Source organism: Povalibacter uvarum (assembly GCF_014202975.1).
Taxonomy (GTDB): Bacteria; Pseudomonadota; Gammaproteobacteria; order Steroidobacterales; family Steroidobacteraceae; genus Steroidobacter; species Steroidobacter uvarum.
The window spans coordinates 41,064-52,786 of the sequence record NZ_JACHHZ010000003.1 but is presented as its reverse complement, the minus strand read 5'-3'; the positions used below and the strand labels follow the sequence as shown (position 1 = coordinate 52,786).

Sequence of the window (11,723 nt, the reverse complement as noted above, 5' to 3'; positions counted from 1 at the left end):
CTGACGTGATGGCAAAGAATGATGAATGCTTCTATTGAAGGGCGCGGCGAACATCCGATCCGCCGCATCGCGCTCACCGCACTCGCTGGCACCAGCATCGAGTGGTATGACTTCTTCCTCTACGGCACCGCTGCGGCGCTGATCTTTCCGACGGTCTTTTTCCCGTCGGACATGCCGCCGCTCGTAGCCCTCATCGCTTCGTTCAGCACCTTCGCTGTCGGCTTCATTGCCCGCCCCATCGGCGGCATCGTGTTCGGCCACTTCGGCGATCGCGCCGGTCGCAAGAAAGCGTTGGTCACCGCGCTTTTCCTGATGGGCATCGCAACGACGCTGATCGGCTGCCTGCCTACCTACGCAATCGTTGGTCCGGCTGCGCCGCTGATGCTGGTAGCGTTGCGATTCGCACAAGGACTCGCGATCGGCGGGCAATGGGGCGGTGCCGTCCTGCTCGTGACTGAGAATGCGCCGGCGCAACGGCGCGGCTTCTACGGCAGCTTCGCGCAGGTGGGCGCACCGCTCGGGGTGATTCTTGCAAACCTCGCCTTCCTCGTGTGCACGTTCACGCTTTCAACCGACGATTTCATGGCCTGGGGCTGGCGCATTCCCTTCCTGCTGAGCGTCGCCCTGATTGCGGTGAGTGCATTCGTCCAACACAGACTCGAAGACACGCCTGCATTCCGCGATCTCGAGCGCCATCAGCGCGTGAAGAAGGCGACGCAGCCCGCGACGACAAAATCACCAGTGCTGCAAGCGATCGCGACCTACCCGCGGCAAATTGCGCTGGCTGCCGGAGCCTTCCTCGCGGTCCAGGTAACTTTCTACATCCTGATCGCATTCGTCATCGCCTACGGCACCGATCCCGGCGGACTCAATCTTTCGCGCAGCACGTTGCTGAGCGCCGTACTGATCTCCGCGGTGGTCATGATTCCAATGGTCCTGTGGGCGGCCGACTACTCCGACCGACACGGCCGCCGTGGCATCTACATGACGGGCGCCGCCCTTCTCGGCGTGTGGGCTTTCGTGTTGTTCCCCCTGATCGAGACGGGTTCGTTTCTCTGGATCACGGTAGGCATCACGGTCGGCCAGGTTCTCGTCTCGATGATGTATGGCCCGCAGGCAGCGTTCCTTTCGGAGCTCTTCGGTACGCAGGTTCGGTATTCCGGTGTCTCGCTTGCCTACCAGTCAGGCGCCATCCTCGGCGGAGCTCTCGCGCCGATGATCGCGACAACCCTGCTTGCCCAGTCAGGATCGACATTCGCCATCTCGATCTACATCGCCATTGCCTGCGCGATCACGATCGCCTGCGTATGGGGCCTCGAGGAAACGCATCGCGTGGCCCTGCACTCCGTGCAACCGCACGATCCTGGTCAGCCGGCCAGCGATCGGGGCCGCGAATCGGAAAGCTCGCCTCGCCTCTAGCCGCCACCGATCGCGCTCGAAGCTCACCCTCACGCATCCCGCATGAAGAAAACGATCCGACTCCGTTCCCGCATCGGCCCGCTTTCGATCGCTGTCGCATGCTGCGCCCTGCACAGCGTTGCATCGTCGGGAGAAGACGCAGCCACGACGTCGCCGACGTACGATGCCACTCGATGGTCATACTGGGGAGGCGACGCTGGCCAGACGCGCTATGCGCCGCTGAACCAGATCAGCGCTGACAATGTCAGGCGGCTCAGGATCGCATGGCGCTGGAGCGCGGATACCAGCAGCACAGGCGCCTCCAACAACTTCAAGTCGACGCCGCTTCTCGACGACGGCGTCCTCTACGTGCCATGGCTCAACCACGGCGTCGCTGCAATCGACGCCGGGACGGGCAGGACGCTATGGACCTTCGAACCGCAGCCGTCCGACATCGGCAACGGGACCGGTTCGCTCAACTCGCGGGCGCTCGCGTTCTGGAGCGACGGGCGAGAGAAGCGGCTGATCCACAACACACTCGACGGTCGATTGATATCGATCGACGCGCGCACCGGCCGTGCCGATCCGCGCTTCGGCCGCAATGGCTGGATCAACCTGCGCGACAATCTGGATGACATGCGTCCGCGCGTCGACGTGCGCTCCGTTTCACCGGCAATCGTGGTCGGCGATGTGATCGTCGCGCAATCGCTGCCACGCGAAACCTTCAAGAAAGAAGCCACGCCAGGCAACTTCCGCGGCTTCGATGTGCGCACCGGGAAGCAATTGTGGACGTTCCATGTCGTGCCGCGCCCCGGTGAAGTCGGCAATGAGACGTGGGAATCGGACAGCTGGCGCTGGGGAGGCAACGCCGGAACGTGGACGATGATGAGCGCGGATCCCAAGCTCGGCTACGTCTACATTCCGACCGACACACCGGCCAACGATTTCGCGGGCGTCGATCGGCCCGGCGACAATCTGTTCGCCGAAAGCATCCTCGTGCTCGATGCCCGAACCGGCAAGCGCGTGTGGCACTTCCAGACCGTGCATCACGGCCTGTGGGACTACGACAATCCCGCAGCGCCGATACTCCACGATATCGTTCGCGATCGTCAGCGCATCCCGGTCGCAACATTGCTGACGAAACAGAACCTCGTCTTCACATTCAACCGCGTCACAGGCGAGCCCATCTGGCCGATCCACGAGCGGCCGGTGCCGCAAAGCACCGTGCCTGGCGAGAAGACCTCGCCCACACAACCTTTTCCCAGCAAGCCCGCACCGCTCTCCTTCCTCGGCTACGACGAGAACCAGCTGATCGACTTCACGCCACAGCTTCGCGCCGAGGCGGTGGAAATCATGAAGCGCTACGCCAAGGGGCCGCTGTTCCTGCCGCCGGTCGTTGCGGGCGAGAACGGATTGCGCGGCACGTGGATCAATCCCGGCTACGGCGGTGGCGCCGAGTGGATCGGTGGCGCGTTCGATCCGGACACCGGCGTGCTCTATGTACCGATTCGCCACAAGCCCTATGCCGCCGCAGTGGCAAAGGCCGATCCGGCGCGAACGAACTACTCTTATCTGCCTTCGGGCAATCATGTTGTGACGGGCCCGCAGGGATTGCCGATCCTGCAGCCGCCGTACAGCGAGCTCATCGCACTCGATATGAATCGCGGCGAGCATCTGTGGCGTATTCCGATCGGCGGTGCATCGGACTTCATCCGCAATCATCCGGCGCTGAAGGATCTGAAGCTCGATTTCGACCGGATGGGCCAGTACGACATCCGTCCGGGTCTCGTCCTCACGAAGGAACTCATCTTCATGGGGGAGTCGGGAAGCCTGCCCGGCCAGACAGGGGGTCCGATCCTTCGCGTCTACGACAAGCGGGATGGAACGGTGTTGTGGCAGGAATCCATGCCCGCGCTGGTGACTGGAGCGCCGATGACCTACATGCATCGCGGTCGCCAATACGTAGTCCTTACCGTCTCTCAGAACGGACGCCCTGCCGAGATGATTGCTCTCACGCTCGATGGGAACAGCGAGAACGGAACACCACCTGTAACGGGAGTAACTGCTCAAGCTGCGCCTGTCAGTGCGACTATCACCGCTGCGGCTGCGGCCGTCAGCGCCGAAGACCTCGCACTCGGCGGGCAAGTTTTCGGTCGCGTCTGCTCGGCTTGCCACGGCGCCACGGGCCAGGGGGGCGTCGGCCCCTCGCTCACGGGGCGCAGCGATCTCGCGAACGTCGCACTCATCATTGCGGAAGGCCAGGGGCAGATGCCGGCACTGGCTGCTGCTCTCTCAGCGAATGAGGTCGATGCTGTCGCGAAATATGTCGTCAGGGCACTGCGTCCGAGTGCAGCACGTGCACCATCGGCAGGACCGGCGATGCCGCCGCCTGAAGGTTGAAACTCCCAGCGACCGCACTTTCGAACGTGACACCCACGAAGAGGATCTGACATGACGCGACTGAAGCTGATCAGAGCATCGATGCTGGTAGCAGCGCTGGCGCTCGGGGGCAACGCCATGGCGGCGGATGCGCCGATCAAGCGAGGACTCACGCAGCAGGATTGGGCTTACAAGCTTGCCGAGGGCGTGACCACTCGCGAAGTGACCTACTACAGCGACGGCGTTGCCTGTTACGCGAAGCTCTTCTTCCCGAAGAACTTCTCCACCGACAAGAAACTTCCGGGAGTCGTTCTCGGACAGGGCTGGGCTGGCTATCACAACTCGATCGAGAAGTACGGCGCCCGCCTGGCGCAGCGCGGGCTGGTCGCGATGGTGATCGACTATCGCGGATGGGGCGGCAGCGACGGCTTTGCGACCGTCACCGATCGATTGAAGAACGACGATGCCGTTCGCGTCACACGCACGCAGGCGAATATCGTGGTGAAACGCACGCGACTTCTTCCAGCACGTCAGGTGGAAGACTTCCGCAACGCGATCTCCTATCTGCAAGGGGAAGCTGGAGTTGACCCAGAGCGCATCGGCGTCTGGGGGTCAAGCTTTGCCGGAGGCCACGTCATCACCGTCGCCGGTCAGGACGCACGCGTGAAGGCAATCGTGTCGCAGATTCCGGGCGGCAGCAATGCACAGCCGGCGCCTCTCAAGCTCGACGGCGCGCTGCTTGCGGATGCGATCAAACGCGCACGTACCGGGCAGGGCGATGAGTACGAAACAGGGTTCTCCATCCGCCGCATGGTTGACGTCGAAACACAGCAGGCTGTGCGCGAGTACTACCCGTTCTATCACGTGCGGTACCTGGGTGAACGTCCGATCCTGATGGTCGTAGCGGAGAAGGAAGAGCTCGGCGGCAATGTCGCAAGTCGCGCCGCCTTCGCTGAAATCCAGGGACCGAAGAAGTGGATCGAAGTACCTGGTGTCACGCACTTCCAGATGTACATCGACGATGCGTTCGAGACCAGTTCGAACGCCGCTGCTGACTGGTTCAACCAGCACCTGTAGAGCGAGCGTCGATCGGGCAATCGCGCCGGTGTGAAATCTCGGCGCGACGTTCCTCAGCGAACGCTCCTAGCTCATCGCTCGCCGCTCGTTGCCCGCAGCCTTTCCCACCCGCAGCGGAGAAGCTGCCATGCGCGCCCGCGCAACGCGGCGTGGATCCGGCAATAGCGACTCGACGAGCGCCTCCGGATCGGGAACGAGAAAAGTCGCTCCTGCTTCCACGAGTTCCTGCCGCGAACCATAGCCCCACAACACCCCGACGGATGACAAGCCATGAGCGCGGGCAGCTCGCACATCATGGCAGCGGTCTCCTACGACAACTGTCGCGCGCGGATCGAGCCGCTCCCGATCGAGGATGTGAGTGATCAGTACGTGCTTCTCGGCGTACATGCCATCGAGCTCGCTGCCGTAGATTCCTTCGAAGTGCTCATGGAGCGAGAAATGCGTCAGCACGCGTTCGGCGAATACCTTCGGTTTCGACGTTGCGAGGAACAGGCGAACGCCGCCTTCGCTGAGCCTTGCCAGCGCCTCGGCAACATGGGGATAAACGGTGCACTCGAACACTCCGCCGCCAGCGTAGCGCTCGCGGTAATGCTTGAGAGCAGCAGCCAGCCGGTGCTTGCGCGACGCGCCGAGCAGGCTCGACAGCGTCTCGCGCAGCGGCGGACCGATGTGACGGGTGAGCACCCGCTCCGGCAGGGACGGCATCCGCAGCTTCACCAGAGCGTGATTGATACTGGCTACGAAGCCGACGCGGGGATCGGTGAGCGTGCCATCCAGATCGAGCAGGACGTTGAGACGCAAGAATCTTCCCTCTGACGAATCAAGGCGATCGTTCGCCGTACATTGCGGTGCTTACCCTGACAGCCGGGCGGCACGGGCACATCGTCTCATTCGACGAAATCGTCCAGGCAACAGTTGAACCCGATCCTGTAGGCACCGTTCGACGCGAGGCAGAAGCACACGCGGGCCAGCACCGACTTCACTCTGGGCGGATCGCCGTGAATCTCCAGATCGAGGCGATAGGCCTCCCCCACCTCGAGCGGGTGTGAGAGCGAAAGGCAGACGCCTGATGCGGAGATGTCCACCGCCTGTGCCAGCGCTCGTCCTCGCCCGCCCTTGATGATGGCGAACCCGCGAACAGGCAATCGCGCCTGGCCGCGCCGCTCCGCCCCCAACGGCAGCTCGAACCTCCCCGATTCACGCATCGAAGCCTCCCCCCGCTCCGCGCGGCTCGTGATCGCGTATCGCCGCACTGCGGCAGCGCTGCGATCGGCCCGAGACGCTCGTTCACAGATTCTGACTCTATGGTATGGACGTTCAGTAATCAGTCAACCGACTGATATTTATCTTATGTGATGCTTTAGGCCTGATTACAGCACATTCTCATTGCAATAAGGGTAACCCCTAAGGATAATCTTCCAATAAAATGAAAATTTGTAATGCAGGTATGTTCGTTCCATCGACGGGGCGAGCGCCTGCACCGGCGACACCGAGTCACGTGAAGTGAGCGACGCGGTGCCGATCCACAATCTTGCGCTGCGCGTCGGCATCGTCGCCGACACGCAAGCGCAGAGCTTCGCAGGGGGTCAGGGACATCGTGACTCACATCGATCGCAACAGGATCAAGCGCCTCGACGGAACGCTGCTTCTGGTATTTCGTGAGCTCGTGCGCTGTCGCCGCACGACAGCCGCAGCAGAACGACTGGGCCTCAGCCAGTCGGCCGTGAGCCATGTGCTCGGCCGATTGCGTCAACTCTTCGAAGACCCGCTGTTCATTCGCCGCCCGAATGGCCTCGAGCCGACGCGACGCGCGCTCGAGATCGCGCCGATGATCGATGACCTGATCCTGCGCGCGCAGGAGACGATGGACATCGGCCGCGGATTCGATCCGGCGACGACCTACAGGCAGTTCCGTCTTGCCGGAGCGGATTTCGATTGCACGCTCGCCGCCGCCCGGATCTTGCGAGCTTTCGAGCACGAGGCACCGCAGGCGCGCATCTCGTTCCGGATGCTGATGGGTGACGAGGCGATGACGGCACTGACCCTCGACGAGATCGACCTGGCGATCGGCCGTTTCGACTGCCCGATCCCGGAAGCGCTGTACGCCGATGCACTGTACGAAGAACGCTACTGCGTGATCGCGCGAGAACGTCATCCACGCATCCAGGGTGAACTGGATGTCGACACGTACACATCGTCCGGCCACGTCATCGTGACCGCGAGCGGCACAATGACAGACATGGGTGAACGCCCGCTTCAGCGGCTGGGCATCACGCGTCGGGTCGTTGCCAGCGTGCCGCGCTTTCTGATTGCATTCACCGTCGTCTCACAAACCGACTCGGTCGCAACCGTCCCACTGCGTCTGGCACGCCGCTACGCGGACAGCCTGCGGCTTCAGATCCTTACCCTGCCCTTCGAGTACGGGTCACATTCGGTGATTGCACTGCGCCGCGCCCAGGCAGGCTCTGATCCGGCGATCGATTGGCTCGTGACGAAGGTTCGCACAGCAATCGGGAAGGCTCACGAGACGGATGAGCAAGCTCGCGCACTCGAGAAAGCTCTCATCTGAAAGCACGACGCCCGCGAACCGCGGGCGTCTTTACCGTCAGGAACTACATCCGATCCATCGCCGGGCCCGGTGTTCTCCGGGCCCGGCGACTTCACATCACATCACTCTAGTAGTGATCCGTATAGCGACCGATCCGGCAGCTATAACCTGCGGGTGGCGGCGGCAGTACGAATGAGGACGCCGGCGCTCCCTTCGGATGCGACGCCAGTGTAGTAGCTGCCCACGTGTTGAACGCAGCGCGATTCTGCGTTGGCCATTGATGGCCGTAGCTCGACGAACACGCGACGTGCACGACGTTGGACAGCGAACTGAAGTAGTTGGACGCCGCCTGTGTGCTCGGCCGGTAGTCGGCACACAAGGTGCTGCCGCAATACCACACGTCGTTGGTTCCACCCCAGACCGAGATGACGATCATTGGACTCTGCGATGCCGGAAGCGGCAGCGGACCCACGCGCCCCTGGAAGATCTTGGTCGGATTGTTGATCACTGCCTGACGCCGTGCAGCGAACTCATCGGCACCCGGATAGGCCGTACCGTTGTCCTGACTGACGTACCACTCACCCGAGATCGGCAGACCGCCGGCCCAGAAGTCCGAGTTGAACAACAATGCACGGTTGGTCATGGTGCCGCCGGAGGAAATACCGCCTAGGTACATGCGCGTCGAGTCGACTGGGTAGCTCCCCGCCACGCAGCGCACGACTGCTTCAAGGAACTGCGAGTCCGGACCTTCAGCTGTCTTCCAGGGATCTCCGGCCGTGGCGAAGACACGGCCTTCATTCCACGGATTCCAGGTCCAGCCGCCCGTGCCCGCCTGATTGCAGGTTCCGCCGTTGACGCTGGTCCCTGAACCATTCGGATCCTGACCCGCACAGCGACGCACCGGACCGATGACAAGGAAGCCATCGCTCGTGAGCGCACTTGTGCCGCCGCGCGCACCGAGGTTTTCGTTCGTCGACTCCACCGAGCCAGTCAGCGAGACGAAGACCGGGCGGGGCGTCGAGGTGTTCGCCGGCACATTCAGCACGAATCCACGGGCCACACCGTTGTGCATGAAGCCCTGGTTCACGCCTGCCTGCGCCGTGAAGCCGCTGGGACAGCTGCCGGGAAGCTGATTTCCGCCACCGCCGCCGCCACTCACAGTCACGACGAGCTCAGGCCGATTCGCCGTGTTGTCAGCGGAATTGAACGTGACGCGGTACTGATGCGCCGAGTCGACCGCCAAACCGAACGTCGCGTGACCGAGCGATCGACGCGATGCCACGTAGTCCGTGACGTTCCACTCGTAGTACTGCGGCGTGATGCCCACGGTCGCAGTCGCGATGGAGCTCGTGTTGTAGAAATCGACGCCGGTTTCCGTATCGGAGTTGTCGTAGGTGACGTTCGGCCCGCTCCACGTCGTCGTCCTGGTACCCGGCCAGACGGAGACGGACTGCCCCGTTCCAGTCGTAGCATCGTGACGGCCATAGATGCGCAGCCGCGCCGAAGTGATCGTGCCCGCGGGAATCGCGGTCAGCGGGAACTGCAGGAACGAGGCGCGTGTCAGCCCTTCCGCATCCGCCAGTCGCGCCAGCAGATTCACGTTGTAAGCGTAGTTGGTCGTCGGCGTGCCGCTTTGAACATACGTGTCTGAGCTGGACGCCAGCGTGACTGTCTGCGTGCCACCGCCGCCAACAGTCGCCTCCATCGTCGTCAGGCCGCCGTTGATGTTGAGCACCCACGTCCAGCCATAGCCCATCAGCACGCGATTGCCGTACACGACCGGGCCGCCCGCGGAGCCGTTCGGAAATCCATCCGTTGGCGCCGGCACATAGGCACCGCGCGCCGGCGATACCTGCACTTCCTTTACGAGATTGCCGTTGGCCGCGTTGAACACGCGCAAGCGGCCGTCCCACGTCGAGCTGTACATGAGCCCGTTCGCGTAAGCGACACCGCCGAAACCACCGGCGTCGAGCTGACGCACCCACACCGGCGTTCCCGTTGCGGCATCCAGCGCCAATGCTTCGGATGTTGCCGGAACCGGATCGTTGCGACCCGAGCCGATGGTCGAAGTATTGCTGGTGACGTAGATGCGGCCATCGCCATAGGCCGTCGACTGCATGACGCCGCCAATCGGACTACCCTGACCAACGGGAGTGCTCCAGATCGGCGCGCCTGTATCGCGATTGAACGCCCGATAGGTTCCGTCTTTGCCGCCGACGCCCACCATGCGCTGTCCGTTCGCGACGAACAGATTCGGTGCCGCACCCACGTCGTAGTCATACCGCAGCGTTCCCTGCAGCTGATACACGTCGTTGGCAACGAACTGCCGCGCCCAGCGAATGGCGCCGGTGTCGATGTTGAACGCGACGAGCGCGTCGGAGTACGGACCCGCAGGATCGCGATAGGCCTGACCGGTACCGATGTAGCCGGTGCGCGCCGCCTCATCGATGGCAGCGGTCGACCACACAGAGATGCCGCCGCCGCACGATGCGCTCGGGCACATGTTGGTGCTGTACGGCAGGATCGCGCCCGTCGTCGCATTCAGGAATGCGACGCGACCCCGGAACATCGGCGTTGCTGGAATGAACACCTGATACGAACCCGTGCCGATGATCAGGATGTTGCCGACCACGATCGGCGAAGAGGAAATACGGCTGTTCGGCGAAGTTTCGATCTGCGTCGTCCATCGCACGGCACCGTTGGTACGGTTCAACGCATACACGTACGAGTTGTTGCCGGCGACATAGACCGTGTCAGCGGTAACGAACGGCGATGGCGACAACATCGTCGTCTGCGGGCGAACGCGCCACAGGACGACGCCATCGCTGACGCGCACCGCTTTCACATAGCCGGAGAAGTCCGAGTAGTAGGCCACACCATCAACCACCGTCGGCGTACCGGTGATACCGCCGTCGGTCGTACGCCGCACGACACTGAGTGTCGCGATGTTGGCGGTCGATATCCCGGTGTCGCTCGTGGCTCGTGTGTTCTCATATCCCTTGCCGAACATCGGCCAGTTCTCAGCAGCCGTAGCCGGGCTCATGATGCCGGCCACACTGAGACCCACCGCGGCAATACATGCCAGTGTCCTCAACTGTTTCATGGTTGATCCTCAAAGATTCTTCGCAGACTGTTTTGGCTGCGAACGGGGCGAGCGTGTGCCCTGCTCGCTCGCGGAGAAGGCGTTCCCCCGGAAGCTCCGCGATGCCACAGTGCGATCGCATAACTGTTACGAAGCGCACTGCATCGGCAAGTATGCGGCAGCACCCGCATGCGCCGACTTCAATTCACGAGCATCGGATATTAGGTTTCCGAGTCGCTGCGACACTGCGGACATTGTGCACGCGCGGTTGCCTCAGCAACCGCGCATGACGAATCTCCGTACCCGATGACTGCCTACGACCCGCGCGGATCGTCAGGCTTCGACACTTCGATGAGCTCGATGTCGAAATCCAGCGTGGCGCCCGGTGGAATGACAGGCGGAGAGCCTCCGTTGCCATAAGCCAGATCCGCCGGACATACGACACGACTCCTGCCGCCGACGTTCATGCGCAGTAGCGCCTCCTTCCAACACGCGATGACACCGTTCACACGGAACTGAGTCGGCTTGGCCCGCTTGCGCGAGCTGTCCACAACCTTGCCGTCGGGAAGCTTGCCTTCGTAGTGAACCGTCACCGTATCGTGTTCGGCGACTCCGCGACCCGAGCCTGCCGTCAGTTCCTGATAGACGAGCCCGGTGGCTGTCTTCATTGCACCCGACTGCGCAGCCTGCTGATCCAGGAACACAGCGCCCTGCTCACGTCGCTGTGCGATCGCCTTCGCCTGGCGCTGCAGGTGAAGCGACTGGATCTTGGGCATGAAGCTCGTCACGTCGACGCGCGCAGCTTCTCCCGCTGCCGATTCCTGGAATCCCGCCAGAACGAATGCACGTTCGTCGGCCGTCAGCTCGAGCTCCCGCAGATTGTTCGCCAGCGCCGCTCCGAGCGCGTAGAGCGTCTGCTGCTCCTCATTCAGCTGCGCAGCGACCGGCGCCGCATCGGGTGCTGGCCCGGAACAACCGCACAGTGACACCAGCACGAGCGCCGAGACAGCGACGCTCGTGCGGCGCCTCACTATGCGCTTCCCCTCGATATGCATTTTGCTCATTTGCGATATTTGAGTCATAAGTATGCTCTCCATTTCCAGATCCCCCAGGATGACGGCGCGCCACGAGCGTCGCGGCGATAGGTGCCGGAATTGCAGAGAAAATCACTATTCCCTGGCTTTTTTCCAGCCTTTGATCGATGCCCGCCCGACGCCTCCATTCGTTGCTTGTGCAACA

8 protein-coding genes are annotated in these 11,723 nt (G+C 62.7%); 4 read left to right on the top strand and 4 right to left on the bottom strand.

The features are described 5' to 3' along the window. Window positions 1-21: 21 nt before the first annotated feature. Genes HNQ60_RS11720 through HNQ60_RS11710 form a run of 3 tightly spaced genes read left to right on the top strand, consistent with a single transcriptional unit; the run spans window position 22 to window position 4,854 of the window. Window positions 22-1,419 carry an MFS transporter gene (locus tag HNQ60_RS11720; RefSeq protein ID WP_184331960.1) on the top strand — a complete coding sequence of 466 codons (1,398 nt, stop codon included), beginning with the start codon at window positions 22-24 and terminating at the stop codon, window positions 1,417-1,419. A gap of 42 nt (window positions 1,420-1,461) precedes the next feature. Next, window positions 1,462-3,798, top strand: coding sequence for an outer membrane protein assembly factor BamB family protein (locus tag HNQ60_RS11715; RefSeq protein ID WP_184331958.1), 2,337 nt, complete (start codon window positions 1,462-1,464; stop codon window positions 3,796-3,798). A gap of 51 nt (window positions 3,799-3,849) precedes the next feature. Then, window positions 3,850-4,854 carry an alpha/beta hydrolase gene (locus HNQ60_RS11710; RefSeq protein WP_184331956.1) on the top strand — a complete coding sequence of 335 codons (1,005 nt, stop codon included), beginning with the start codon at window positions 3,850-3,852 and terminating at the stop codon, window positions 4,852-4,854. A gap of 66 nt (window positions 4,855-4,920) precedes the next feature. On the opposite strand, the gene HNQ60_RS11705 is transcribed toward HNQ60_RS11710, so the two are convergent. Both HNQ60_RS11705 and HNQ60_RS11700 read right to left on the bottom strand, forming a co-directional pair. Then, on the bottom strand, window positions 4,921-5,655 hold the full coding sequence (locus HNQ60_RS11705) for an HAD hydrolase-like protein (protein ID WP_184331954.1): 735 nt from the start codon (window positions 5,653-5,655) through the stop codon (window positions 4,921-4,923). A gap of 86 nt (window positions 5,656-5,741) precedes the next feature. After that, the gene (locus tag HNQ60_RS11700; protein WP_184331952.1) at window positions 5,742-6,059 is read right to left on the bottom strand and encodes a PilZ domain-containing protein; all 318 of its coding nucleotides are present in this window, start codon (window positions 6,057-6,059) and stop codon (window positions 5,742-5,744) included. Window positions 6,060-6,451: 392 nt separating this feature from the next. Here HNQ60_RS11700 and HNQ60_RS11695 point away from each other — a divergent pair, with 392 nt between their 5' ends. Further along, the gene (locus tag HNQ60_RS11695) at window positions 6,452-7,423 is read left to right on the top strand and encodes a LysR family transcriptional regulator (RefSeq protein ID WP_184331950.1); all 972 of its coding nucleotides are present in this window, start codon (window positions 6,452-6,454) and stop codon (window positions 7,421-7,423) included. 106 nt (window positions 7,424-7,529) lie between these two features. On the opposite strand, the gene HNQ60_RS11690 is transcribed toward HNQ60_RS11695, so the two are convergent. Then, window positions 7,530-10,505 (bottom strand): CBM96 family carbohydrate-binding protein, encoded by a 2,976-nt coding sequence (locus tag HNQ60_RS11690; protein ID WP_184331948.1) that lies wholly within the window; start codon window positions 10,503-10,505, stop codon window positions 7,530-7,532. Window positions 10,506-10,798: 293 nt separating this feature from the next. After that, entirely contained in the window at window positions 10,799-11,548 is a 750-nt protein-coding gene (locus HNQ60_RS11685) for an FKBP-type peptidyl-prolyl cis-trans isomerase (protein ID WP_184331946.1), read from the bottom strand. Window positions 11,549-11,723: the final 175 nt, after the last annotated feature.